We start from the raw sequence: 24,564 nt of genomic DNA, 5'->3' as shown, positions 1-24,564 counted from the left end.
CTTCGGTCTGTAACACTGTTACTCCGAACAGCTCGAAGGGTAAAGAGAAGTGACAGATAGTCAGACAGATCGTCAGGCGGATCGCGCGCCGCTGAGCCGGGAGGCGGTGCTCGCCGCCGCCGAGGAGCTGGTCCGGGCCCAGGGCCCGCAGGCGCTGACCATGCGCAGGCTCGCGGCCGAGTTGGGCGCCGCCGTCACCGCGATCTACTGGCATGTCGGCAACCGGGAGGCGCTGCTGGACGAGCTGGTGCAGCGCACCGTCCGGGAGATGGGCCAGATCCGGGCGCGCGGGGCGACCCCGGCGGCGCGGGCCGAGTCGGTCGCGCTGGCGCTGCGGCGCAAGCTCCGGGCGCACCCGCATCTGATCGCGCTGGTGCACGAGCGCGGCCTCACCGAGCTGATGATGCTGCCGGCGCAGCGCGCCCTGGTGCACGAGGCCCACGCCGCGGGGCTGCGCGGGGAGGCGGCGGCGGAGGCGGTCCGGGCGGTGCAGTTCCAGGTGGTCGGCTTCGTCCTGGTGGAGCGCAACCGGGAACGCTCACCCCGGCAGCAGCCGGGGGAGCCGGACCTCTGGGATGCCGAGACCGCCGAGCAGGACCCGGCCCTCGCCGCGGCCCTGGCCCGGCAGCCCGACCCGGAACAACTCTTCGCCGCCACGATCCGGGCCCTGGTCAGCGCGCTCTGGGGCGGGGCGGAGCGGGTGCGCTGACCGCTGGGTGTCCCTTGCGGCCCGCCGTGTCCTACAGGCCGCTGGGGAGCAGGCCCGAGGGCAGGACGTCGCTCGGGATGTCGCTGGGCAGCGCCGTCGGCAGGTCGCTGGGGAGCCCGCTCGGTAGGCCGGTGGGAAGCCCGGTGGGCAGCCCGCTCGGCAGCCCGGTCGGTACGGCCGAGGTGGGGGACGTGCTGCTGCCGCTGCCCCCGCTGCTGGACTTGCAGGCAGTGAGGCCGCCGAGCACGGCGACCAGCCCTACGGTCGCGGCGACGGTCAGGGCAACCCTGCGGGACGGGGCGGTAGGCCGCATGGTACTTCTCCTTGGACGGACGATTCGGATGACGTTACGTCGGATGATTCGGCGACTGAAAAATGATGTCCTGTGGCGGCTGTGCCCACCGATCCGGGTGACGTGATCCCCGTGCCTGCCGGCCCGCACAACCGACGGGTACGGCTGGTCGTCCAGGTGGTCGACCAGCCCGAGGAACGTACCAGGGTCGGGCATTGACGAGACCGCGCGTTGACGTGATCGGACCGTGTGAAGCGCCTATTCTCGAAAGGGATGCCCAGCGAGACCCGCACGGTCCGACCAGCACGGGCATGGGCGGGAAACATGAACGTCTTCGCCGTGTTACGACCGACGTATTGTCAGCCCGCCGCTGGTGGTCCTAGGTTCTACGCACGTAGACAGATGCGGGAGCCACTGCTCTGCCGACAGTAGAAGGTGAGGGTGTGTCATGTCTGAACCCGCCAACTCCGCTGAACTCTCCAGCTTCGCCGAGCCGACCCAGGTGGTCCGCGCCGCCCTCGTCCAGACCAAGTGGACCGGCGACAGCGCCTCCATGATCGACCTGCATGAGGCCTACGCCCGTGAGGCCGCCGCGCAGGGGGCGAAGATCATCGGCTTCCAGGAGGTGTTCAACGCCCCCTACTTCTGCCAGGTGCAGGAGGAGGAGCACTACCGCTGGGCCGAGGCCGTGCCGGACGGACCCACCGTCACCAGGATGCAGGCCCTCGCCGCCGAGCTCGGCATGGTCATCGTGGTCCCGGTGTACGAGGTCGAGCAGCCCGGGGTCTACTACAACACCGCCGCCGTGATCGACGCCGACGGCAGCTACCTCGGGAAGTACCGCAAGCACCACATTCCGCAGGTCAAGGGCTTCTGGGAGAAGTTCTACTTCAAGCCAGGCAACCTCGGCTGGCCGGTCTTCGACACCGCGGTCGGCCGGGTCGGCGTCTACATCTGCTACGACCGGCACTTCCCCGAGGGCTGGCGCGCGCTCGGCTTGGCCGGGGCGCAGATCGTCTACAACCCCTCCGCCACCAGCCGCGGCCTCTCCGCGTACCTCTGGCAGCTGGAGCAGCCGGCCGCCGCCGTCGCCAACGAGTACTTCATCGCCGCGATCAACCGGGTCGGGGTGGAGGAGTACGGGGACAACGACTTCTACGGCACCAGCTACTTCGTGGACCCGCGCGGCCGGTTCGTCGGCGAGCCCGCCTCCGACAAGGAGGAGGAGCTGGTGGTCAGGGATCTGGACTTCGGCCTGATCGAGGAGGTGCGCCACCAGTGGGCGTTCTACCGCGACCGGCGCCCGGACGCCTACGGCCCGCTGACCGAGGCGTGAGCCCGGAACCGTCCGTACGAGGGGAAACGAGCCGCACATGTCCAACCCGCCCAACCCCGCCGACCTGACCGGCCCGTCCGACCTGATCCGTCGTCACCGCGCGGTCACCCCGTCCTGGCTGGCCGTCTACTACGACGAGCCGATCGAGCTGACCCATGGCGAGGGGCGCCACGTCTGGGACTCGCAGGGCCGCCGCTACCTGGACTTCTTCGGCGGCATCCTCACCACCATGACCGCCCACGCCCTGCCCGAGGTCACCAAGGCCGTCGCCGAGCAGGCGTCCCGGATCCTGCACACCTCGACGCTCTACCTCTCCACCCCGATGGTCGAGCTGGCCGAGCAGATCGCCGAGCTGTCCGGCATCCCGGACGCCAAGGTCTTCTTCACCACCTCCGGCACCGAGGCCAATGACGCCGCGCTGCTGCTGGCCACCACCCACCGCCGCTCCAACCAGGTGCTGGCGATGCGCAACAGCTACCACGGGCGCTCCTTCACCACCATCGGCATCACCGGCAACAGCGCCTGGTCGCCGACCAGCCTGTCCGCTCTGCAGACCCTCTACGTGCACGGCGGCATCCGCACCCGCGGCCCGTTCGCGCACCTGTCCGACGCCGAGTTCATCGCCGCCTGCACCGCCGACCTGGAGGACCTGCTGGGCCAGGTCGGCGGCAGTGTCGCCGCGCTGATCGCCGAGCCGATCCAGGGCGTCGGCGGCTTCACCAGCGGTCCTGACGGGCTGTTCGCCGCCTTCAAGCGGGTGCTGGACCGGCACGGGATCCTCTGGATCTCCGACGAGGTGCAGACCGGCTGGGGCCGCACCGGGGACCACTTCTGGGGCTGGCAGGCGCACGCCGAGGCCGGGCCGCCCGACATCCTGACCTTCGCCAAGGGCATCGGCAACGGCCTGTCCATGGGCGGGGTGGTGGCCCGCGCCGAGATCATGGACTGCCTCGGCGCCAACTCCATCTCCACCTTCGGCGGCAGCCCGATCACCACCGCCGGGGCCCTCGCCAATCTGCGGCACCTGCTGGACCACGACCTCCAGGGCAACGCCCGCCGGGTCGGCGCGCTGCTCACCGACCGGCTCCGCGCGGCCGGCCTGCCGCTGGTCCGCGAGGTGCGCGGGCGCGGGCTGATGATCGGCGTCGAGCTGGTCGACAGCAGCGGCGCTCCCTCCCCGGCCGCCGCCGCGGCCACCCTGGAGCACGCCCGCGAGCTGGGCCTGCTGATCGGCAAGGGCGGGCTGGCCGGCAATGTGCTGCGGATCGCGCCGCCGCTCTCGCTCACCCCGGAGGAGGCGGCCGAGGGTGCCGAGCTGCTGATCGAAGCCCTGCGCCGGGCGCAGGGAGCATCCCCGCAGAGCCCGTCGCCGGCGCAGAGCCTGTCGTCCCCGCGGACCGAAACCACCGACCGGAGCCAGGAGCGCGATTCCGTATGAGTCTTCCCCGCACTGTCATCCGCAACGGCCTCGTGATCACCGCCGCCGAGGAGGTGCACGCCGACGTCCTGATCGAGGGCGAGCGGATCGTCGCCCTCGCCGCGACCGGCAGCTCCGCCGCCCAGGCCTGGACTGCCGAGACCGAGTATGACGCCACCGGACGCTATGTGGTCCCCGGCGGCGTGGACGCGCACACCCATATGGAGATGCCCTTCGGCGGCACCAAGGCCGCCGACACCTTCGAGACCGGCACCCGCGCCGCCGCCTGGGGCGGCACCACCACCATCGTCGACTTCGCGATCCAGTCGGTGGGCGGCAGCCTGCGGGACGGCCTGGACGCCTGGCACGCCAAGGCCGAGGGCAACTGCGCCATCGACTACGGGCTGCACATGATCATGTCGGACGTCACCGAGTCCAGCCTCAAGGAGATGGACCTGCTGGTGGAGGAGGGGGTGACCTCCTTCAAGCTGTTCATGGCCTACCCCGGCGTCTTCTACAGCGACGACGGCCGCATCCTCCGCGCCATGCAGCGGGCCGGCGGCAACGGCGGTCTGATCATGATGCACGCCGAGAACGGCATCGCCATCGACGTGCTGGTCGAACAGGCCCTCGCGGCCGGCCACACCGACCCCCGCTACCACGGCGAGGTCCGCCGGGAGCTGCTGGAGGCGGAGGCCACCCACCGGGCGATCCAGCTCGCCCGGGTGGCCGGCGGCGCCCCCCTCTACATCGTCCATGTCTCCGCCGAGCAGGCCCTCGCCGAGCTCGCCGGGGCCCGTGACCTGGGGCTCAACGTTTTCGGCGAGACCTGTCCGCAGTACCTGTTCCTCTCCACCGACAACCTCGCCGAGACCGGCGCCGACGGCTTCGAGGGCGCCAAGTACGTGTGCAGCACCCCGCTGCGCCCGCGCGAGCACCAGGCCGCGCTGTGGCGCGGGCTGCGGACCAACGACCTGTCCGTGGTCTCCACCGACCACTGCCCGTTCTGCTTCAGCGGGCAGAAGGAACTGGGCCGGGGCGACTTCTCCAAGATCCCCAACGGGATGCCCGGCGTCGAGAACCGGATGGACCTGCTGCACCAGGCCGTCCTGGACGGCCACATCGGCCGCCGCCGCTGGATCGAGCTGGCCTGCGCCACCCCGGCCCGGATGTTCGGCCTCTACCCGCGCAAGGGCACCATCGCCCCGGGCGCGGACGCCGACGTGGTCATCTTCGACCCGCACGAGCGGTACACCATCTCCGCCGCGACCCACCACATGAACGTCGACTACTCGGCGTACGAGGGGCGGCAGGTCACCGGTCGGGCCAGGACCGTGCTGTCGCGCGGCAGCGCGGTGGTCCACGAGGGCGAGTACCTCGGCCGGGCCGGGCACGGCGCCTACCTGCCGCGCGGCACCTCGCAGTACCTGATCTGACTATTCGTCCCAGGAAAGTCCCGTCCCAGGAAAGTCCCGTCCCAGGAAAGTCCCGTCCCAGGAAAGGAGCACAGATGGACTTCGGCCTCGTCCTGCAGACCGACCCGCCGGCCCGGCTGCTCATCGACCGGATGAAGCGCGCCGAGGGCGCCGGCTTCAGCCACGGCTGGACCTTCGACTCCGTGGTGCTCTGGCAGGAGCCCTTCGTGGTCTACAGCCAGATCCTCGCCGAGACCGAGCGGCTGACGGTCGGCCCGATGGTCACCAACCCGTCCACCCGGACCTGGGAGGTCACCGCCTCGCTCTTCGCCACCCTCAACGACATGCACGGCAACCGCACCGTCTGCGGGATCGGCCGCGGCGACTCGGCGATGCGGGTGGCCGGGCGGAAACCGGCCACCCTGGCCCGGCTCGGCGAGGCCATGCACGCCATCAAGGAACTCGCCGAAGGCCGGGAGGTCGAGGTCGACGGCACCGCGATGCGGCTGCCCTGGGTCAGGGACGGCGCGCTCCCGGTCTGGATGGGCGCGTACGGGCCCAAGGCACTGGAGCTGACCGGTCGTCAGGCGGACGGCTTCATCCTGCAGCTGGCCGACCCCTTCCTCACCGAGTGGATGGTCAAGGCCGTCCGCACCGCCGCCGAGCAGGCCGGACGCGACCCCGACGCGATCACCATCTGCGTGGCCGCCCCGGCCTATGTCACCGACGGCAGCGCGGAGGGCCTGGCCCACGCCCGGGAGCAGTGCCGCTGGTTCGGCGGGATGGTCGGCAACCATGTCGCCGACCTGGTCGGCCGCTACGGCGAGCACTCCGGTCTGGTGCCGGAGGCGCTGACCGAGTACATCAAGGCCCGCCAGGGCTACGACTACAGCCACCACGGCCGGGCCGGAAACCCGGACACGGCCTTCGTCCCGGACGAGATCGTGGACCGCTTCTGCCTGCTCGGCCCGGTCTCCGCACACCGCGAGAAGCTGGAGCAGCTGCGCGCCCTCGGCGTCGACCAGTTCGCCGTCTACGCCATGCACGACGCGGTCGAGGACACCATCGACGCCTACGGCACCGAGATCATCCCCGGCTTCAGCTGAGGCCGACCGGCCTGAAGCACCCGTGGGGCGCGGGGGAATGTGCGAGAGTGGTTGATGGTTGAACAAGTCGTGCGGCGCAGTCCGTCGGCGGCGCACCTCGAAACCGGTGCGGCCAGGCAATCCCCCTCCTGGCCGACGCCACCCTTCCGCAGGGCCCGGAGCCGCCGCTCCGGGCCCTGCGGGGTTCGCCGGACGGGTCGGTCTCGACGGGTGGGGTCCGGGCAGCGGTCAGATCCCCGCGAACAGCAGCCGGGGCACGATGGCGGTGATGGTCTTGCCGTCGGCGCGGGCGGTGATGCGCAGATGTCTGGTCAGGGTGCGCAGAAGGTGCCAGCCGAAGCCCCCGGTGCCGCCGACCAGGTCGGCGGTGCGGGGCACCGGCAGTGCGGCGACGCCGTCGCTGACCGCGATCGTCACCTGCTTCTCGTCCTGGGACAGGCTGAGCGTGCAGGGTCCCGGCGCATGGCGCACGGCGTTGGAGACCAGCTCGCTGACCACCAGCAGCGCGTCCCCGAGGGCGGGTTCGGCCAGGGGTTGGTGCGGGCCGCCGAAGAAGGCTCTGGCATAGTCGCGAGCTGCGCCGATGGAACCGGTGAGGCCTTCCAGGGAATAGCTGGCATGGCGCGGTGGGGATGATTCCTGGGACAGGTCCATGCGCCGGGTTCCTCTCATATGGATGAGGTCGTGCTTCCCACCTGCCCGACCAGAGGAATTGAAATCAGCCACGGGCCGACTCGTATCGGACGGTCACCCGTACGGCCCCCGGACCTGCGTTGTCAGCTGCGGGGGAGCTTGACCACGGTGAGGAAGAAATCATCGATCTGGCGGATGGCGGTGACGAACTGGTCCAGGTCCACCGGCTTGCTGACATAGGCGTTGGCGTGCAGTTTGTAGCTGCGCAGGATGTCCTCCTCGGCGGAGGAGGTGGTCAGCACCACGACCGGGATGTGGCACAGCTCCGGGTCGGCCTTGATCTGCTCCAGGACCTGGCGGCCGTCGTACTTGGGCAGGTTCAGATCCAGCAGGATCAGGTCAGGACGCGGGGCGTCGGCGTGCGGTGCGCGCCGGTAGAGGAAGTCCAGGGCTTCCAGGCCGTCCCTGACCACATGCAGATTGTTGCGGATCTTGTTGTCCTCGAACGCCTCACGGGTCATCAGTTCGTCGCCGGCGTCGTCCTCGACCAGGAGCACCTCGACGGGCTGCGGAGTGGGCACGGTCATGGGGTGGTTCCTTCCAGGACGTGGGGTCGCTCGCCTTCCGTAGGCGGCAGGGCTTCGCTGAGGGGCAGGGTGAAGTGCAGGCGGGTGCCGTCGGTGTGGTCGGTGTCGATCCAGATCCTCCCGCCGCTGTTCTCGATGATCTTCTTGCACAGCGCCAGGCCGATCCCGGTGCCCTCGTAGGCGTCGCGGCCGTGCAGCCGCTGGAAGATGACAAAGACCTTGTCGGCGAACTCGGCGGGGATCCCGATGCCATTGTCGGTGACCGTGAACCGCCACAGCACCCCTGCCGCAGCTCCCGTCACCTCGGCTCCTGTCACCTCGGCTCCTGTCACCTCGGCTCCCGTCACCTCGGCTCCTGTCACCCCGTCTCCCGTACCCGCATCCTGGTCCGCTGATGCGGTGATCCGGATCACCGGTGCCAGGTCGGGGCGGCGGAACTTGATGGCGTTGCCGATCAGGTTCTGCCACAGCATGGTCAGCAGGGTCGGGTCGCCGGTGACCCGTGGCAGGGTGGTGGGCCGCAGGATCCGCGCGTCGCTCTCCTCGATGGCGACCGCGAGGTTGTGCACCGCCTGGTCCAGCACCTCGTCGAGGGCGACCTCGGTGCGGGCGTCATGGACCCGGCCGACCCGGGAGAACCCCAGCAGGTCGTTGATCAGGATCTGCATCCGCTTGGCGCCGTCCACCGCGAAGGCGATGTACTGCAGGCCGCGTTCGTCCAGGTGGACGCTGTAGCGCTTCTCCAGCAGCTGGCAGAACGAGGCGATCTTCCGCAGCGGCTCCTGCAGGTCGTGCGAGGCCACATAGGCGAACTGCTCCAACTCGGTGTTGGACCGCCGCAGTTCGGCGGCCTGGGCGTCCATCTGCTGGGCCTGTTCCCGGAGTTGGATCTCCTGGCGCTGGGAGGCCCCCAGGTCGGTGACCACCCGCAGCCGCATCGCCTCCACCGCCTGGGCCATGGTCTGCAGGTCGGCCGGCCCCTGTTCCGGGATGCGGTGGTCCAGATCGCCCCCGGCCACCCGCCGGGCCGCGGCGCGCATCGCGTTCAGCGGCCGCACCACGGTCAGGTGCAGCAGCAGCGCAAGTCCCGCGCCGGTGAGCAGGAACACCGCGAGCATCGACTGGAAGGCCAGGTCGCGCTGGGTGCGCATCCGGCCCAGCTGGGCCCGGGCCTGGGCGCGCTCCTGGTCCAGGTGGCCGTTGGTGGCCGCCAGCTGCTTCCGCAGCTGGTCGAAGGCGCTCTTGCCCTGCTCGACCGAGACACTGCCCTGGCTCTGCCGGGCGGCGATCGCCGGCTGGGCGAAGCCGCTGCGCCAGGCGTTCGCCGAGCGCTCGACCGCGGCCAGATCCGCGGCCGACTGCCGGTCGTCCCCCATCAGCGCGGTCAGCTGCGCCTTGGCCCCGGCCTCGTCGGCGAGGCCCCGGGTGTAGGGCTCCAGCAGGGAGGTGTCCCCGGTCAGCAGGTAGCCGCGGACCCCCGTCTCCTGGTCCAGCAGCGCGGCCTGGAGCTGGACGGCGGCGGTGCGGGCGGGGGATATGTGGTCGTTCAGCCGGTTGGAGGCCGCGGTGGTGCGCGCCAGCACGGCGGTGCCCACGATCGCCGCCGCCAGCGCCAGCACCCCCATCACCGTCAGCGCGATGGTGAACCAGCCCTGGACCGTCAGACGGCTGAGGCGCTGCGGTGGGGCGGCGGCTGCGGTGGGCTCACGTGGTGGGACTCCATTCCAGGTGCAGGACGGCGACGTCGTCGACCAGGCCGCCGCGGGCGGCCGCGAGGTCCTGGGCCGAGGCGATGAGGGTATCGAGGAAGGCGTCGGCGGCGAGGTCCCGGTGCCGCTCGGCGATCTCCAGCAGCCCGCTCTCGCCCAGCCGTTCCCGTCCGGTGCCGGTGTGGCCCTCGATCAGGCCGTCGGTGAACAGCACCAGCGCCCCGCCGCCGGGCGCCGGCACCGGGGCGGCGGACCAGTCGGCGCTGCCGGGCATCAAGCCCCACCGCCGGGCCCACCTCGGGCTCCAACAGCTCGATGCCGAGGCCGGGGGTGCGGATCAGCAGCCCGGGGTGGCCCGCGCGGATCACCTCGCTGTGCTCCGCGCCGCGGGCGCGGGTCAGACAGGTCAGTGTGGCGTAGATCTCCGGTCCTGAGCGCTCGGCGATCAGGATCTGCTCCAGCAGCCGCACCAGGGCCGGTCCGCGCACTCCGGCCAGGACGAAGGAGCGCCAGGCCACCCGCAGGCACACGCCCAGGGCCGCCTCGTCGGGACCGTGGCCCGAGACGTCGCCGACCACGGCGTGCACGGTGCCGTCCTCGGTCTGCACCACGTCGTAGAAGTCCCCGCCGAGCAGGGCGTGCGCGCGTCCCGGCTGGTAGCGGGCGGTGACCCGGACGGTCCGGTCGCGCAGCAGCGGGGTGGGCAGCAGGCCGCGCTCCAGCCGGGCGTTCTCGGCGCTGCGCAGCTGGCTGGCCTGCCAGGCCACGGCCGACTGCTCCACCTGCTTGCGGCCGATCGCGTAGCGGATCGCCCGGCCCAGCAGGTCGCCGTCCACCGTGGCCTTGACCAGGTAGTCCTGCGCGCCCGCGGCGACGGCGGCGAGCCCGGTGCTGTGCTCGGCCAGCCCGGTCAGCACCACCACCGCGGCCTCCCGGGCATGGCCGACCACCTGGTCCAGCGCGCTCAGCCCGGAGGCGTCGGGGAGGTGCAGGTCCAGCAGCACGCAGTGCGGCACCGCGGCGTCCAGCTCCTGGAGCGCCTGCGCCAGTGACCGGGCCCAGCGCAGTCGGGTGGGCACCCCGCTGTCCGCGAGCAGTTCCTCGACCAGCAGGGCGTCCCCGGCGTCGTCCTCGACCAGCAGGACCACCAGCGGCTCGGCGAGGCCGACCGGGTCGGTGGCGGCTTGGGCGGCGTCCGGCACGGCCTTGGCGACCGGCGCGAGCGGGGTGTTCGGCTGCTGGGACCGTCGGGGCCCGGGTATGGGCGCGGTGCGCCGGTCCGGGCCCAGCCGGTTCGCAGGCGGTATCGCCATCCGGTCCTCCGTGTCCTGGGCACCCGATGGGGCTGGTCCGCACCCTGCGTACCGGTCACCGACCTTAGGCCGGATCGTTGCCCTGGGGCAACATTCGACGCCGGGTCACGCCGCCGCAGGGTCAGGCGGTCCGGGCGCCGGGGGTGCTGTGGGCGCTTTGGGAGCCGTGGGCGTCGGTGTCGTGCCGGGCGAGGACGGCGTCCCGGAACGCGGCCATGCCCCGGGTCAGGTCGGACAGGCCGGTGGCGGACATGGTCCCCAGCACCTCGCGCAGCTCCTGCACCCGCGAGGAGCGGTACTCCGCCAGCACGGCGTGCCCGCGGCGGCTGAGCCGCAGCTCCACCTCGCGCCGGCTGCTGCTGCTCAGCGAGCGCTCCAGCAGGCCGTCGGCCTGCAAGCGGTCGCAGAGCCGGCTGACGGCCGGCGGCTTGGAGGCGAGCGCCTCGCCCAGGGCGCGCAGATTCAGCCCCTCCCAGCGTTCGATCGCCAGCAGTGCCCGCAGCTGCGAGGGCGAGACCCGGCCCTGGGGGGCCGACTCCTGGCCGCGTCCCTGCAGCGCGTCCAGCAGCTCCACCACCACCGAGGCGGCCTGGGCCACCTCGGCGGGGAGCGGAGCTGGGACAATCATCGGCATGGCCCCCACTGTGCCATCCTTCTGCTCCGCCTGTCAGCACACCCCACGGCCGCTGCGTCGTGGCTCCGCACCCCTCCCGATCTCTCCAGAAGGTCCCGACCGACCGTGACGAACTACCTCGCCGTCGAGCGCACGCTGCGCGCCGCAGCCCCGCACGCGCTGCTGGGCGCGGTGCGCACCGCCCTCGGCGCGCACTACGCGGCGCTGGCGGTGGACCTGCTGATGGCCGACTACAGCCTGAGCGTGCTGCAGCCGGTCGCCGAGCTGCCGCAGACCGGCCTGCCGCTGTCGGTCCACAGCAGCACCCAGGGCCGGGCCTTCGGCAGCCAGCAGCCGCAGCGCGAAGCCGCCGAGGACGGCAGCGTCAGGCTGCACCTGCCGGTGACCGTGCGCGGGGACCGGCTCGGGATCCTCAGCGTGCGGCTGGCGCCCGAGCACGCGGGGGACGAGGCGGTCGCGGAGCTGGTCGCCATCGCGGACCTGCTGGGGCGCGAGATCATCGTGGCCGAGCGCGACACCGATGTGTATCTGCAGGCCCGCCGGGTGAACCGGCTCACCCTGGCCGCCGAGATGCAGTGGCAGCTGCTGCCCGGACGCTCCTGCGCCCGTGACGAGTACGCGATCGGGGCCCAGTTGGAGCCCGCCTATGCGATCCACGGCGACAACTTCGACTGGGCCACCACCGCCGACACCCTGACGCTGACCATCACCAACGGCATGGGCGAGGGCATCGAGGCCTCGCTGCTGACCAACCTCGCGGTCAACGCACTGCGCAACGCCCGCCGGGCGGGCATCGGCATCGCCGACCAGGCGGCCCTGGCGGACCAGGCCCTCTACGCCCGCCACCGCGGCGACCAGCATGTCTCCACCCTGCTGCTGACCTTCAGCTATGCCACTGGGACCGTTCAGGTCGTCGACGCCGGCTCGCCGCACCTGTGGCGCCGGCGCGGCAAGGAGGTGGAACGGATCGAGCTGGACGCCCAGCTGCCGCTGGGCATGTTCGAGGAGTCCCGCTACCAGGCCCAGCAGTTCCAGGTCGAACCGGGGGACCGGCTGGTTTTCGCCAGCGACGGCGTCTACGCCACCGCCTCCCCGGCCGGGGAGCACTACGGCGAACAGGCCCTGGCCCGGGCGATCAACGCGACCAGCCTGCTGCCCGCGGCCGACGTTCCCGGCGCGATCCTGCGGGAGCTGACCGACTACCGCGACGCGGACGCCACCGACGACGCCCTGGTGGTGTGCCTGGACTGGAACGGGCGGCAGGAAACCTTCTCTTAAGTCTTGACGGATCCCTGCCATCGGGCCTTCAATCCAAGGGCTGTCATGGAATTGGTCCAGACCTTCCTGAATTGGGAGCGCTCCAACGCCATGGCCGAAAACCCCCACCCCGAAGGGAACTGTTCATGATCCAAGGACTGATGACCCGGCTGCGGGTCTTATCCGCCGTCTCGGCGGTGTGCGCGGCGCTGGCCGTCCCGGCCTTTGCCGCGCCGGCCGCTCACGCCGCGCCCGTCGCCGCGCCCGTCGTCGCACCGGCTGCTGCCGCCGCGGTGACCAACTGTCAGCCGCAGGGCTCGCTGAGCCTGGCCGGCGGCGAGTACACGCTGCAGAACAACGAGTGGAACTCCTCCGCTCCGCAGTGCGTGACCGCCACCACCGGCACCGCGTGGACGGTGAGCACGGCGAACTTCAACCTCTCCGGCGGCGCCCCGGCCACCTACCCGTCGATCTACAAGGGCTGCCATTGGGGTGCCTGCACCACCGGCAGCAAATCTGCCCATCCAGGTGAGCAAGCTGGCGAGCGCGACCTCCTCGTGGTCGACCACGCAGCCCGCCACCGGCGCGTACGACGTCGCGTACGACCTGTGGACCAACTCGGCGCCCACCACCGGCGGCCAGCCGGACGACAGCGAGATCATGATCTGGCTGAACAGCCGCGGCGGAGTCGCGCCGTTCGGCTCCAAGACCGCCACCGCCTCCATCGGCGGCTACAACTGGGACGTCTACACCGGCCGTCAGGCCGCCTGGAACATCGTCTCCTACGTCCTCCAGGGCGGCGGCACGTCGTTCACCAACCTGGACGTCAAGGCGCTGATCAATGACTCGGTCCAGCGCGGCACCACCGGCGCCAACGCCTATCTGATCGACGCGGAGGCCGGCTTCGAGATCTGGAAGGGCGGCCAGGGGCTGGGCACCAACTCCTTCTCCTTCAACGCCACCCAGGGCACCGGCGGAGGCACCGGCACCGGCCGCACCGGACAGATCACCGGCCTCGGCGGCAAGTGCGTCGACGTGGCCGGCGCGAACCCCGCCAACGGCACGGCCGTCCAGCTCTACGACTGCAACGGCACCGCCGCCCAGCAGTGGACCGTGGGCACCGACGGCACGGTCCGCGCCCTGGGCAAGTGCCTGGACGTCAAGGCGGCCGGCACCGCCAACGGCACCCAGACCCAGCTGTACGACTGCAACGGCACCGGCGCCCAGCAGTGGCGCGCGGGCGCCAACAGCACGCTGCAGAACCCGAGTTCGGGCCGCTGCCTGGACGCCACGGGCAGCAGCTCGGCCAACGGCACCCGGCTCCAGATCTGGGACTGCGGGACGGCTGCCAACCAGCAGTGGACCCTCCCCAGCTGAACCCGGGTCGGTTGGACCCTCCGGTACGGGCCGCGCGTGCGGTCCGTACCGGAGTTTTCGGCACACCTCAGTTGACGCTCTGTCAGGCCGGAATGACGCAGACCGGGCTGGGGGACTTCAGCGAGGTGCCGGTGGGGGTCAGCGCGCCGGACGCCCGGTCGCGGTGGAAGACGGTGACCGTGTTGGAGTTCTGGTTGGCCGAGAACAGCAGCGTCGCGGTCGGGTCCAGGCTGATGTGCCGCGGGTACGAGCCGCCGGCGGGTACCGCGTCCAGCAGGGTGAGCGTCGCGCCCGCGCTGCCCACGGCGAAGCGCGCCACGCTGTCATGGCCGCGGTTGGAGACGTAGACGAATGCTCCGTCCGGCGAGACCACCACCTCGCCCGGGTAGTTGCGCGGCGTGGTGCTCGCCCCGGACGGCACGGTCGGCTGGGCGCGGCCGGGGGTGAGCGTCCCGGTCGACGGGTCGTACCGGCAGACGATCACCGAGTTGCCCAACTCGTTGGCCAGGTAGGCGAACAGGCCGGAGGGGTGAAAGGCCAGATGCCGCGGCCCGGTGCCCGGGGTGAGATGGGCCTGCGAGACCAGCGTCAGCTTTCCGGAGGTGGTGTTCAGGCGGTAGGTGTACACCGAGTCCGTGCCCAGATCGACCGAGAGCACAAAGCCGCCCTGGGGGTCGCTGAGGACCATGTGCGCGTGCGGACCGTCCTGGCTGTCGGGGTCCGGGCCCGAGCCGGTGTGCTGGACCAGGTCGGTGCGGGCCTTGAGGCTTCCGTCGGCGGCGATCGGATGCACCGCGATGCTGCCGGAGTCGTAGTTCGCGCTCAGCAGGTGGCCGCCGCCGGAGTGCACCGACACATGGCACGGGCCCGAGCCGCCGGTGCTCTGCGTGCCCAGCACCTTCAGGTGTCCCGGCGAGACGATGGAGATCGCCGTCACCAGGCCCTTGCTCTGCTCGTTCACGGCGTACAGATGGGAACCGGCCAGGGCCAGGAACGACGGGTTGGCCACCCCGGCCAGGGTGCTGCCGACGGCGGGCTTGCCACTGGCCGGGTCATAGGTGGCGAGGCCCACGCCCTGGGCGGAGCTCGAGGTGTAGGCGCCGAGGTAGAGGGGGTGCGGGGCAGTGGCCCTGCCGGCGGCGGCAGGGCTTGCGGCGGCGGCGCTGGCGGCGAGAGCACCGCTCACCGTGGTGAGCACCGCTCCCGCTCCCACCGCCAGGACGGAGCGCCGCCGCATCTCCCGCGCACCCGCACCGTCACACCGGTCGGACTGGCTCAGGTCGTCCATGGCCATGGCAGCGCACCTCCGCAATTGACACGTTCGGATCAAGCCCACTGTGGCCTAGACCAATGCTTCTGGGCAAGGACCTTGCCGAGATGGTTCGCCGCATGCACCGGTTCGCGGCAAGCGCTGCTGCGCAGCATGGGCCCCCGCGGTGCCAAGTGGCTTGATTGTGTGGGCGGGTCGACCATGGAAGTACCGTTTTCCGCTCCGAAGGAGCAGCCATGCGCACCCTCACCGGCGCAGTTGGCCTTGCCGTCGCCGCCGCGATCTCCGTAGCCGGCTGCTCCGGTACGAACACCGGCAACAGCGTGATCGCCGCAGGCTCGCCGCCGTCCACGTCGTCCTCCGCGTCCCCCTCGTCGCAGGCGCCCAGTAGTGCGGCCCGCACCTCTGCTCCACCGCCGTCCTCGGCCAAGCCCGCGCCCGCGCCGACCACGCCCCCGCCCACCCGCGCGCCGACGCCGGCCGCGGCAGCGCCAGCGCCCGCCGCCCCCGCCGCCCCCGCGACCCGCGCGCCGGCCGCGCAGCCGCCCGTCCCGGCGGCTCCTCCGGCGGCGCCCGTCGCACCCGCGCCGGCGCCGCTGGTCAACGCCGAGGCGGTGGTCACGCAGTACTACCAGGACATCACCGACCACGACTACGCGGCGGCCTGGGCCCTCGGTGGATCGAACATCACCGGGGGTGAGAGCTACTCCCAGTACGTCGCGGGTTTCGCCACCACCGCGGCGATCAGTCTGGGCACCGTCAGCGAGTTCGGTTCGGACCAGGTCTCGGCCGTTCTGTACGCCACCCAGACCGATGGCACGCTCCGGGTGTTCGACGGCACCTACACCGTCTCCGGGGGTGTGCTGGTCGGCGCTTCGATCGCCCGCGACCAGTAGTTGACGTAGCGTCATCCACCTGCCGCCCGCCGCCTCCCATCGGCGCGGGCGGCCTTCTGCTGTCATGCGTCTGCCGTGCTCACATTTGATCTTGCGCTCAAAAGTGAGAATTCAACAGAGATGCGTCTAGATATTGCGCTGGAGTGTCGAAGAGATTACGGTCCCACGTGCGCCGTCCCCCACCCCTCAGTGCCGCCACCCGCCCGCGAACCACCTCGCCACCTGCCCTGAACGCAGTCGGCGAGGCCTCTCGCCATGCCCCAGTACTGCGTCAACTCCCTGCGCCACCAGCTCCTCCACCCCACCTGACTGCGGTGCCGACGGTGTAGATCCGGCATTCCGTGTCGAAAGGAGCAACACGTGTTCCGATCCATCCGAGAGCTGAGGCGAACGCTCGTCCTGGCTGTCGCCCCGGCGGTGCTCGCCGCCGTCGGCATCTCCGCCCTGGCGGTCCAACCCGCCTGGGCCGCCGCCACCGGCGGCAACGGTGCGAGCCTGCCGTACGTCGAGGTGCAGGCGGAGAACTCCGCCACCAACGGCACGGTCATCGGCCCGAGTTACGCTGCCGGCCAGCTTGCTGACGAGGCGTCATACCGCAAGGCGGTGACCCTCCAGGGAACCGGTCAGGAAGTCACCTTCACCACCCCGGTGGCGACCAACTCGATCGACTTCCGCTACAGCATCCCGGACACCTCGGGCGGGACGGCCTACACCGACCCGCTGTCGCTGTACATCAACGGGACGAAGCAGAGCGACTTCACCCTGACCAACGCCTACAGCTGGTACTACGGCAGCTACCCGTTCACCAACTCGCCCGGCAGCAACCCGCACCACTTCTACGACGAGGCCCACCGCCTCTTCCCGACCACCTATCCGGCCGGCACCACCTTCAAGCTCCAGGTCGACGCGGGGGACAACGCCTCCTCGTACACCATCGACTTCGCCGACTTCGAGCAGGTGGGCGCGGCGCTGACGCAGCCCGCCGGTTCGGTCTCGGTGACCAGCGAGGGCGCCGACGCGAGCGGCGCGGCCAACGCGACCAGCGCGTTCAACGCGGCGATCGCCGCGGCCGGCCCCGGCGGCACGGTGTGGATTCCGCCGGGCACGTTCAACATCCCGGGCCACATCACCGTCAACAACGTCACCGTCGCGGGCGCCGGCATGTGGTATTCCAGCGTCAACGGCGCGGAGCCGGGCTTCTACGGCCTGGGCGAACCGGACAGTTGCGGGGTCGGCGGCAACTCCGGCGTCAGCAGCAATGTGCACCTGTCCAACTTCGCCATCTTCGGACAGGTCGGCGAGCGGAACGACTGCGACCAGGACAACGGCATCGGCGGTGCGCTGAGCAACTCGTCGGCGACGAACATCTGGATCGACCACCTCAAGGTGGGCGCCTGGCTGGACGGCCCGATGGACAAGCTGACCCTCAGCGGGCTGCGGATCCGGGACACCACCGCGGACGGCATCAACTTCCACGGCGGGGTCACCAACTCCACCGTCACCAACAGCGACATCCGCAACACCGGTGACGACGGCATCGCGACCTGGGCCGACTCCGGCAAGGGCGCGGACGCCAACGACACCATCTCCAACAACACCGTGCAGGACCAGATCCTGGCCAACGGCATCGCCATCTACGGCGGCCACGACAACACCGTCACCGGCAACCTGGTGCAGGACACCGGCCTCGCCCAGGGCGGCGGCATCACGGTGGCCCAGCGCTTCACGTCGACCCCGGTCGGCCTGACCACCGTCTCCAACAACACCATGATCCGGGACGGCTCGCTCGACCCGAACTGGCAGTTCGGCGTCGGCGCGCTGTGGTTCGACGGCAGCCAGGGGGCGGTCACCGGACCGGTCAATGTGACCAACGCACTGATCGAGCAGAGTCCGTACGAGGCGGTGCAGTGGGTCGAGGGCACCGTCAGCGGTGTCAACCTCAACAACGTCACCATCGCGGGCACCGGTACGTTCGCTCTCCAGGAGCAGACCGGCGGCGCGGCGACGTTCACCAACGTCACGGCGACCGGCGTCGGGGCGTCCTCCCCGATCTACAACTGCGAGGGCGGCAACTTCGTCGTCACCGACGGCGGCGGCAACTCCGGCATCACCGGCACACCGGTCTGCGGTCCCTGGCCGGCCCCGGTCTTCCCGCCCTACCCGGTCACCGGCGTGCAGGCCAACCCGAGCGCGCTGAACTTCGGTTCGGTGGCGACCGGCGCGACCAGTGCGGCGCAGACCGTGACGGTCTCCAACCCGACCGGCTCGGCCGCGTCCGTCTCCTCCGTCGCCGCCACCGGTGACTTCTCGCAGACCAACACCTGCGGCTCGTCGATCCCGGCGAACGGCTCCTGCACGGTCAGCGTGAAGTTCGCGCCGACCGCGACCGGTGCCCGCAGCGGCAGCCTGACCGTCAACGCGGGCGGGGTCACCAACACGGTCAGCCTCTCCGGTACCGGCACGGCGCCGGGCCCGGTGCTGAACGCCGCCCCGGCCGGCCTGTCCTTCGCCAGCACGGTGGTCGGTTCCTCGGCCGCCGCCCAGGCGGTGACGGTGACCAACTCGGGCACCTCCACGGCGACCGTCTCGGGCGTCGCGGTGACCGGTGACTTCAGCCAGACCAACAACTGCTCCTCCCTCGCGGTCGGCGCCTCCTGCACCGTGAACGTCGGCTTCGCGCCGACGGTGGGCGGGGCCCGTACCGGCACCCTGACCGTCACCAGCAACGCCAACAACAGCCCGACCACGGTCGGTCTGAGCGGCAGCGGCATCGACAGCTCGACCAACATCGCGGCCGGCAAGCCGGCTTCGGCGAGTTCCAGCAGCAGCCCCTATGTCGCTGCGAACCTCACCGACACCGACGCCTCGACCTACTGGGAGAGCACCAACGGCGCCTTCCCGCAGTGGGCCCAGGTCGACCTCGGCCAGAGCTACAGCGTGGGCAAGGTCGTGCTCAAGCTCCCGCCGGCGACGGCCTGGTCCGCCCGTACCGAGACCCTGTCGGTGCAGGGCTCCACGGACGGCACCAACTTCACCACTCTCTCGAGCTCGGCCGGACACACCTTCGACCCCGCCTCGGGCAACACGTCGACCATCACCTTCAACGCCGCCACGGCGCGGTATGTGCGGGTCAACATCACCGCCAACACCGGCTGGCCGGCCGGCCAGCTGTCGGACTTCGAGGTCTTCCCCAGCGGCGGCGGCACCGTCCCCCCACCCAACTCGGCGACCCTGTCGACCAACCCGGCCTCGTTGACCTTCGCCAGCCAGGCCCTCAACACCGCCAGCAGCGCGCAGTCGGTGACGGTGACCAACACCGGCACCGCGGCCGCGGCGGTCTCCGGCGTCACCACCACGGGTGACTTCTCGCAGACCAACACCTGCGGGACGTCGATCGCGGTCAACGCCTCCTGCACGGTCGCGGTGAAGTTTACCCCGACTGCGTCCGGCGCCCGCACCGGCAGCCTCAGCATCGCCAGCAACGCGTCCAACAACCCGACCACGGTCGCGCTGACCGGCACCGGGGCCGGCACCGTGAACACCAACCTGGCGGCAGGCAAGGCCACCAGCGAGTCCAGCCACAACGACGTCTACCCGTCCTCGAACGTCACGGACGGCAACCAGAACACCTACTGGGAGAGCGCCAACAGCGCCTTCCCGCAGTGGGTGCAGGTCGACCTCGGCTCCGCGCAGAGCGCAAGCCGGGTCGTGCTCCAGCTCCCCTCGGGCTGGGGCGCCCGCACCCAGACGCTGTCCCTGACCGGCAGCACCGACGGCAGCACCTTCAGCACCGTCAAGTCGTCCGCCACCTACACCTTCGACCCGGCCACCAGCAACACGGTCACCCTGACCTTCCCCGCGACCACCCAGCGGTACTTCCGGGTGACCATCACGGCGAACAACGGTTGGCCGGCCGGCCAGATCTCGGAGTTCCAGGTCTGGAACAGCTGACCTGACACCCCGTACTCCAGGTGCCGCCGAGTGCACACATACGTGCGCTCGGCGGCACTTTTGGTGACCCACTGCTACAGTCACGCGCGGCAGAGGGTGATCCGGGGGGAGAGAACACCGTGGGCTTCAGGCTTTCCACCGAGTCCGGGGAGGAGTTCCTCGACCAGGTCCTCCGGAGCGGCGAGCAGTCGTACGTTCTGGAGATACGCGAGCGGTCGGCGAGCGATCACGTCGCCGTTGACCTCAACCGTCGTGAAGCCGTGCTGAGCCTCCTGCTGGCCTGGCAGTCGGGGGAGGATTCCTGGCGGGAGGCGGTGTCCTGGGAGCACGTCTACCCGGTGCCGGCGCTCATTCCCGTCACCGCGGAGGGCTACCGGGTGCTGGTCGGCACCAGCGACTCCGGGACGGCAGAACCTGGGGCTTGATCGACGAGACGCCCGAGTACGGGTTCCCCCGGGTCTGCCTGAGACCTGACGACCTGGCGTTCGGACCTCCCTGGGACGGCTCCTTCGACACGTAGGCAGGCCACGCGGGGGACTGCACCGGCCCTCAGCAACCGGCCCGGACAGGTCGCCGTCTACGGGTGGAGAACCAGGTCGCGCTGATACCAGGTGCCCGGCTTACCGCCGAGGCCGGCCGGGTCCGCCGGGCCGACCGGGACGAACCCGGCCTTGGTCAGCACCTTCTGGGACGCGGCGTTCGCGCGGGAGGTGGCTGCCCGCAGTGTGCGCAGCCCGTGCCTCGCCGCCGCCAGCCGGCACAGTTCCCGGACGGTGGCAGTCGCCACACCGCAGCCGGCGACGTGCTGCGCGACCCGGTAACCGAGTACGGCAGTGCCGTCCTCGAAGTCGTACAGGTTGAACCGGCCCAGAACCGAGCCATCCTCGGCCACCAGTACGTAGAAGGCGCTGAGGCCGGCTTCTTGCTCGGACAGCAAGGCGCTGTGCCGGTCGGCGAACTGGTCGAAGAACTCGTCGCCGCGGTCGGAGACCGAGGCAGCGAAGTAGGTGCGGTTCGCCAGCTCGAAGGCCAGGACCGCCGGGGCATGGCCGGCATGCAACTGCTTCAACTCGGGCACTGCGCAACTCTACCCAGACGGCACGCCGAGGCCACCTGGGTTTCCATCAGCGGCAGACAGCACCATGACCAGGGCACATAGAGATCTACAGCTGGAGTACTGGCCCGGGCCGGGACGGCCCGGATCGGGGCGCTGCGCGCCTGCGGCCTGTCCTTCGTCGTCGCCGCGGCTGGTGGCTGCCATCTGAAAACCTTGCGCTACTAGGTTTTGGTGTAGGCTGGCGCGGCAGCGGCTGGCTGCATCCAGCCTGTCGACAAGGAGTAGTCCCTTGGCAACCTTTCTGTACCGACTCGGGCAGTCGTCGTTCCGCAGGCGCCGACTGGTGCTCGCGCTGTGGTTGGCCGTGCTGGTCGGGCTGAGCGTCCTGTCGGTCTCCCTGGGCGGGAAGACCACCAATGACTTCACCATCAACGGCATTGAGTCCTCCCAGGCCGCGAGCCTGCTGAAGGCCCGCTTCCCCGCCGCCGGCGCGGACAACGGCGCGGCCAGGATGGTCCTGGTCGCACCCGCCGGGCACACGCTGTCCGAGCCGACGTACCGTCAGGCCGCGGAAGCTGTCGTGGCGAAGGCTGCCACGTCGCCCCATGTGGCCACCGTCACCGACCCGTTGGCGCCGAAGCAACTGCTGGTCTCCAAGGACGGCAGCATCGCCCTGTCCCAGGTCACCTTCAGCGTGAAGTCGGCGGACCTGACCCCCGCGGACCGCAGCGCGCTGCGGGACAGTGCGAAGGCCGCCGCCGGGACCGGTCTCACCGTGCAGTTCGGCGGCGACGCCGGCACCACCGGGAGCGCCAGCAGCGAGGGCGCGGCCGGCATCGTGATCGCGGTGCTCATCCTGGCGCTGACCTTCGGCTCCCTGCTCGCGGCCGGGATGAACCTGCTGACCGCGATCATCGGGGTGGGCATCGGGTCGGTGGGGATCACCGTGGCCTCGGCCTTCGTCGACCTCAACTCCACCGCGCCCACCCTGGCGCTGATGCTCGGCCTCGCCGTGGGCATCGACTACGCGCTGTTCATCATCTCCCGCTTCCGGCAGGAACTCCTGGACGGCAGGTCCGAACAGGAGGCCGCCGCCCGCGCCACCGGCACGGCCGGCAGCGCCGTGGTCTTCGCCGGGCTGACCGTGGTCATCGCGCTGTCCGCGCTGTCGCTGACCGGCATCCCGTTCCTGACCGCGATGGGACTGTGCGGCGCGGCCACGGTGGCCGTCGCGGTCCTGGTCGCGCTGACCCTGGTCCCGGCCATGACCGGCTTCGCCGGACGCCGCCTGCTGGGCCGCCGCCTGCGCGGCGAGAGCGCCACCCGCCATGCCAAGCACCTCCACGCCGATACCCCCGCCCCCGCCCAGGGCAGGCCGAAGCTCGCCGAGCGCTGGGTCGGGGTGGTGACCCGCCGACCGGTCCTGGTGCTGGTCGCCACCACCGGGCTGCTGCTGCTGGCCGCGGTCCCGATCATCCGGCTGGACACCGCCCTGCCCAGCGACGGCACCGCCTCCCCGAGCACCACCCAGAACAAGGCCTACGACCTGATCAGCAAGGGCTTCGGCGCCGGCTTCAACGGGCCGCTGATCATCGCCGTGGACAAAGCCGCCGCCCCCGACGTGCAGCAGGTCGCCGACGCGACCGCCGCTCGGATCAAGGGCCTGCCGGACGTCGCCGCGGTCACCGCGCCGCAGGTCAACCCGGCCGGTGACACCGCCATCCTCACCGTGGTCCCGGCCAGCAGCCCCACCTCCGACGCGACCCGGCACCTGGTCAGCACCATCCGGGCGCAGGACCGCGACTCCGGCGGGGCCAGGGTCCTGGTCGGCGGCACCACCGCGGTCAACATCGACGTCACCGCCAAGCTGATGGGCGCGCTGCCGCTGTACCTGGTGGTCGTGGTCGGGCTGGCCCTGCTGCTGCTGGCGATCGTCTTCCGCTCGGTGCTGGTGCCGGTGATGGCGGCGGCCGGGTTCCTGCTGACCATCGGCTCCACCTTCGGCGCGGCCGTCGCGGTGTTCCAGTGGGGCTGGTTCTCCGGCCTCACCGGGGTGGACCAGACGGCGCCCTGGTCAGCCTGTTGCCGGTGCTGACCATCGGTGTGCTGTTCGGCCTGGCGATGGACTACGAGGTGTTCCTGGTCTCCCGGATGCGGGAGGCCTTCGGCAAGGGCGAGGGCGCCCGGCAGGCCGTCCACACCGGTTTCGGGCAGGGCGCCCGGGTGGTCTTCGCCGCCGCCCTGATCATGATCGGGGTGTTCGCCGGCTTCATCGCCGCGGACGACCAGATCGTCAAATCGGTCGGCTTCAGCCTCGCCTTCGGGGTGTTCGTGGATGCCCTGATCGTGCGGATGACCATGGTCCCGGCCGCGATGGCGCTGCTCGGCGACCGGGCCTGGTGGCTGCCCCGCTGGCTGGACCGGGTGCTGCCCACGGTGGACGTCGAGGGCGTGGCCCTGCACGAGCCGGCCGAGGCGGTCCCGGTCGGCTGACCCTCCGTCACCCGGCTCGTGTCAAAGGTCATTCGACCGCCGGGAGCCACCCGTACTCGGTGGCCCGGGAGCCGGCCTGGAAGCGGCTGCGCGCGCCGAGCATCTCCATCAGATGGGCGATCAGCCGGCGCACGGTCCGGTCGGAGATGCCCAGTTTGCGGGCGGCGGACTCGTCGGTGTCGCCCTGGGCGAGGATCTGCAGCAGTGCGCGCTCCTGGTCGGACAGCCCCTGCTCGTTCCGTGGTTTGACGGTGCCCAGCGGAGTGGCGCCGGACCAGATCTGGTCGAACAGCGCGCACATCGCGGCGACGGCGCCGCTGCCGTGCAGGACGGCGGCGCCCGCCCGCGGGGCCTGCGGGTCGAGCGGGACCACGGCGGTCTCCTGGTCGACCACGATCATCCGCAGCGGCAGGGTGGCGGTGGTGCGGACCTGTCCGCCCTGCTCGGTGAGCCAGCGCGCGTAGTTGATGGTCGCGGTGTCGTTGCGGACCGAGTCCAGGTACACCGTGCGCATGTCGACGCCGCGCTCCAGCAGCTTGCGGTCCAACGGGCGGCTGGAGGTACGGGAGGCCTCGGTCTGCGCGCCGCCCGGGACGAAGGCCAGGACCTGGAACCGGGTCTCCGTGGTCAGCTTCTCCAGCCGGGCCCGGATCGCGTCGATACCGGTGAGTTCCTCGATGTCGGCGGCGTTGCTGGTGTGCAGGCCCGCCGTCTCGGCGACCACCAGCGCCAGCGCCGCCCGGCCCCGCTCGATCTGGTGCTGACGGGTCAACAGTTCGGCCTGTTGCCGCGTCAGCAGGGCCTCCAGGCCCAGCTCGGGGGTGACCGGTATCAGTGCCTGCGGGTTCTCCCAGGACGGTCGCAGCAGCGCCAGTCTGGCCAGCTCGTCCAGCGCCACGCGGACCTTCTCCTGGTCGAGTTCCAGGTGCGTCGCCAGGTCCTGCGTGTCCGCGTCCGGCCGACGCAGCATCGCCAGATATACCGATTCGGCGACCGGATCCACCCCAAAGGCCTCAAGCATCTCGTTCCCCCGCTTCTCCACCCCAGCGAGGACATCATGCGGGTCCGGTGACGGCCAGGCAAGATCCGGCCAGGTCGGTTCGGTGGCGTCC

At 71.0% G+C, this 24,564-nt stretch carries 19 protein-coding genes and 2 pseudogenes; 11 read left to right on the top strand and 10 right to left on the bottom strand.

The window, feature by feature from the left end; all coding sequences use genetic code 11:
* Nucleotides 1–49 precede the first annotated feature (49 nt).
* The gene (locus ACXKR8_RS09575) at nucleotides 50–709 is read left to right on the top strand and encodes a TetR/AcrR family transcriptional regulator (protein ID WP_458272474.1); all 660 of its coding nucleotides are present in this window, start codon (nucleotides 50–52) and stop codon (nucleotides 707–709) included.
* A gap of 31 nt (nucleotides 710–740) precedes the next feature.
* Here ACXKR8_RS09575 and ACXKR8_RS09570 read toward each other — a convergent pair whose 3' ends face one another.
* A complete protein-coding gene (locus ACXKR8_RS09570) occupies nucleotides 741–1,022 on the bottom strand; it encodes a hypothetical protein (RefSeq protein ID WP_458272473.1) in 282 nt (93 codons plus the stop codon).
* Nucleotides 1,023–1,449: 427 nt separating this feature from the next.
* Between ACXKR8_RS09570 and ACXKR8_RS09565 the strand changes: the two genes are divergently transcribed.
* From ACXKR8_RS09565 to ACXKR8_RS09550, 4 genes are all read left to right on the top strand, one after another.
* The gene (locus tag ACXKR8_RS09565; RefSeq protein WP_458272472.1) at nucleotides 1,450–2,337 is read left to right on the top strand and encodes a nitrilase-related carbon-nitrogen hydrolase; all 888 of its coding nucleotides are present in this window, start codon (nucleotides 1,450–1,452) and stop codon (nucleotides 2,335–2,337) included.
* Between the two features lie 37 nt (nucleotides 2,338–2,374).
* Nucleotides 2,375–3,775 carry an aspartate aminotransferase family protein gene (locus tag ACXKR8_RS09560; protein ID WP_458272471.1) on the top strand — a complete coding sequence of 467 codons (1,401 nt, stop codon included), beginning with the start codon at nucleotides 2,375–2,377 and terminating at the stop codon, nucleotides 3,773–3,775.
* Nucleotides 3,772–5,190: a dihydropyrimidinase gene (gene hydA / locus ACXKR8_RS09555; protein ID WP_458272470.1), complete on the top strand. Its 1,419-nt coding sequence runs from the start codon at nucleotides 3,772–3,774 to the stop codon at nucleotides 5,188–5,190. Before ACXKR8_RS09560 ends, hydA begins: the two co-directional genes overlap by 4 nt.
* Before the next feature lie 74 nt (nucleotides 5,191–5,264).
* Complete coding sequence (locus ACXKR8_RS09550; protein WP_458272469.1) at nucleotides 5,265–6,275, top strand: TIGR03842 family LLM class F420-dependent oxidoreductase; 1,011 nt, start codon at nucleotides 5,265–5,267, stop codon at nucleotides 6,273–6,275.
* A 228-nt stretch (nucleotides 6,276–6,503) separates the two neighbouring features.
* Here ACXKR8_RS09550 and ACXKR8_RS09545 read toward each other — a convergent pair whose 3' ends face one another.
* From ACXKR8_RS09545 to ACXKR8_RS09525, 5 genes and pseudogenes are all read right to left on the bottom strand, one after another.
* A complete protein-coding gene (locus tag ACXKR8_RS09545; protein WP_458272468.1) occupies nucleotides 6,504–6,929 on the bottom strand; it encodes an ATP-binding protein in 426 nt (141 codons plus the stop codon).
* A gap of 122 nt (nucleotides 6,930–7,051) precedes the next feature.
* Complete coding sequence (locus tag ACXKR8_RS09540) at nucleotides 7,052–7,495, bottom strand: response regulator (protein WP_458272467.1); 444 nt, start codon at nucleotides 7,493–7,495, stop codon at nucleotides 7,052–7,054.
* The gene (locus ACXKR8_RS09535) at nucleotides 7,492–9,120 is read right to left on the bottom strand and encodes a sensor histidine kinase (RefSeq protein ID WP_462100669.1); all 1,629 of its coding nucleotides are present in this window, start codon (nucleotides 9,118–9,120) and stop codon (nucleotides 7,492–7,494) included. The genes ACXKR8_RS09540 and ACXKR8_RS09535 overlap by 4 nt, the downstream gene beginning before the upstream one ends.
* A 79-nt stretch (nucleotides 9,121–9,199) precedes the next feature.
* A pseudogene (locus ACXKR8_RS09530) lies at nucleotides 9,200–10,517 on the bottom strand (PP2C family protein-serine/threonine phosphatase).
* Nucleotides 10,518–10,638: 121 nt separating this feature from the next.
* The gene (locus ACXKR8_RS09525) at nucleotides 10,639–11,151 is read right to left on the bottom strand and encodes a MarR family winged helix-turn-helix transcriptional regulator (protein ID WP_458272464.1); all 513 of its coding nucleotides are present in this window, start codon (nucleotides 11,149–11,151) and stop codon (nucleotides 10,639–10,641) included.
* Nucleotides 11,152–11,256: 105 nt separating this feature from the next.
* Between ACXKR8_RS09525 and ACXKR8_RS09520 the strand changes: the two genes are divergently transcribed.
* A complete protein-coding gene (locus ACXKR8_RS09520) occupies nucleotides 11,257–12,429 on the top strand; it encodes a PP2C family protein-serine/threonine phosphatase (RefSeq protein ID WP_458272463.1) in 1,173 nt (390 codons plus the stop codon).
* Between the two features lie 283 nt (nucleotides 12,430–12,712).
* Here the strand turns inward: ACXKR8_RS09520 and ACXKR8_RS09515 are convergent, their stop codons facing one another.
* Nucleotides 12,713–12,844 carry a hypothetical protein gene (locus ACXKR8_RS09515; RefSeq protein ID WP_462100428.1) on the bottom strand — a complete coding sequence of 44 codons (132 nt, stop codon included), beginning with the start codon at nucleotides 12,842–12,844 and terminating at the stop codon, nucleotides 12,713–12,715.
* 56 nt (nucleotides 12,845–12,900) lie between these two features.
* Here ACXKR8_RS09515 and ACXKR8_RS09510 point away from each other — a divergent pair, with 56 nt between their 5' ends.
* On the top strand, nucleotides 12,901–13,785 hold the full coding sequence (locus ACXKR8_RS09510) for a ricin-type beta-trefoil lectin domain protein (RefSeq protein ID WP_462100427.1): 885 nt from the start codon (nucleotides 12,901–12,903) through the stop codon (nucleotides 13,783–13,785).
* 82 nt (nucleotides 13,786–13,867) lie between these two features.
* Here the strand turns inward: ACXKR8_RS09510 and ACXKR8_RS09505 are convergent, their stop codons facing one another.
* Nucleotides 13,868–15,079: a lactonase family protein gene (locus tag ACXKR8_RS09505; protein ID WP_458272461.1), complete on the bottom strand. Its 1,212-nt coding sequence runs from the start codon at nucleotides 15,077–15,079 to the stop codon at nucleotides 13,868–13,870.
* Between the two features lie 212 nt (nucleotides 15,080–15,291).
* Between ACXKR8_RS09505 and ACXKR8_RS09500 the strand changes: the two genes are divergently transcribed.
* The 3 genes from ACXKR8_RS09500 (at nucleotide 15,292) to ACXKR8_RS09490 (ending at nucleotide 20,327) form a co-directional block, all read left to right on the top strand.
* Nucleotides 15,292–15,951: a hypothetical protein gene (locus ACXKR8_RS09500; RefSeq protein WP_458272460.1), complete on the top strand. Its 660-nt coding sequence runs from the start codon at nucleotides 15,292–15,294 to the stop codon at nucleotides 15,949–15,951.
* 360 nt (nucleotides 15,952–16,311) lie between these two features.
* A complete protein-coding gene (locus tag ACXKR8_RS09495) occupies nucleotides 16,312–19,902 on the top strand; it encodes a choice-of-anchor D domain-containing protein (RefSeq protein WP_458272459.1) in 3,591 nt (1,196 codons plus the stop codon).
* Between the two features lie 119 nt (nucleotides 19,903–20,021).
* A complete protein-coding gene (locus tag ACXKR8_RS09490; RefSeq protein ID WP_458272458.1) occupies nucleotides 20,022–20,327 on the top strand; it encodes a hypothetical protein in 306 nt (101 codons plus the stop codon).
* 152 nt (nucleotides 20,328–20,479) lie between these two features.
* Here ACXKR8_RS09490 and ACXKR8_RS09485 read toward each other — a convergent pair whose 3' ends face one another.
* The gene (locus ACXKR8_RS09485; RefSeq protein ID WP_458272457.1) at nucleotides 20,480–20,980 is read right to left on the bottom strand and encodes a GNAT family N-acetyltransferase; all 501 of its coding nucleotides are present in this window, start codon (nucleotides 20,978–20,980) and stop codon (nucleotides 20,480–20,482) included.
* A gap of 268 nt (nucleotides 20,981–21,248) precedes the next feature.
* Between ACXKR8_RS09485 and ACXKR8_RS09480 the strand changes: the two are divergent.
* Nucleotides 21,249–23,452, top strand: a pseudogene (locus ACXKR8_RS09480) (MMPL family transporter).
* A gap of 28 nt (nucleotides 23,453–23,480) precedes the next feature.
* Here the strand turns inward: ACXKR8_RS09480 and ACXKR8_RS09475 are convergent.
* A complete protein-coding gene (locus ACXKR8_RS09475) occupies nucleotides 23,481–24,473 on the bottom strand; it encodes a LuxR C-terminal-related transcriptional regulator (RefSeq protein WP_458272455.1) in 993 nt (330 codons plus the stop codon).
* Between the last annotated feature and the right edge of the window lie 91 nt (nucleotides 24,474–24,564).

Source organism: Streptacidiphilus sp. PAMC 29251, from assembly GCF_054208735.2.
This window is presented reverse-complemented; position numbering and strand designations above follow the sequence as displayed.

Excerpts from the sequence above, each read along its gene's own strand:
- ACXKR8_RS09505 (WP_458272461.1), bottom strand. The coding sequence starts at position 15,079 with ATGGCCATGGACGACCTGAGCCAGTCCGACCGGTGTGACGGTGCGGGT.
- ACXKR8_RS09560 (WP_458272471.1), top strand. The coding sequence starts at position 2,375 with ATGTCCAACCCGCCCAACCCCGCCGACCTGACCGGCCCGTCCGACCTG.
- hydA (WP_458272470.1), top strand. The coding sequence starts at position 3,772 with ATGAGTCTTCCCCGCACTGTCATCCGCAACGGCCTCGTGATCACCGCC.
- ACXKR8_RS09565 (WP_458272472.1), top strand. The coding sequence starts at position 1,450 with ATGTCTGAACCCGCCAACTCCGCTGAACTCTCCAGCTTCGCCGAGCCG.
- ACXKR8_RS09525 (WP_458272464.1), bottom strand. The coding sequence starts at position 11,151 with ATGCCGATGATTGTCCCAGCTCCGCTCCCCGCCGAGGTGGCCCAGGCC.
- ACXKR8_RS09535 (WP_462100669.1), bottom strand. The coding sequence starts at position 9,120 with ATGGGGGTGCTGGCGCTGGCGGCGGCGATCGTGGGCACCGCCGTGCTG.
- ACXKR8_RS09475 (WP_458272455.1), bottom strand. The coding sequence starts at position 24,473 with ATGCTTGAGGCCTTTGGGGTGGATCCGGTCGCCGAATCGGTATATCTG.
- ACXKR8_RS09570 (WP_458272473.1), bottom strand. The coding sequence starts at position 1,022 with ATGCGGCCTACCGCCCCGTCCCGCAGGGTTGCCCTGACCGTCGCCGCG.
- ACXKR8_RS09545 (WP_458272468.1), bottom strand. The coding sequence starts at position 6,929 with ATGGACCTGTCCCAGGAATCATCCCCACCGCGCCATGCCAGCTATTCC.
- ACXKR8_RS09540 (WP_458272467.1), bottom strand. The coding sequence starts at position 7,495 with ATGACCGTGCCCACTCCGCAGCCCGTCGAGGTGCTCCTGGTCGAGGAC.
- ACXKR8_RS09500 (WP_458272460.1), top strand. The coding sequence starts at position 15,292 with ATGCGCACCCTCACCGGCGCAGTTGGCCTTGCCGTCGCCGCCGCGATC.
- ACXKR8_RS09550 (WP_458272469.1), top strand. The coding sequence starts at position 5,265 with ATGGACTTCGGCCTCGTCCTGCAGACCGACCCGCCGGCCCGGCTGCTC.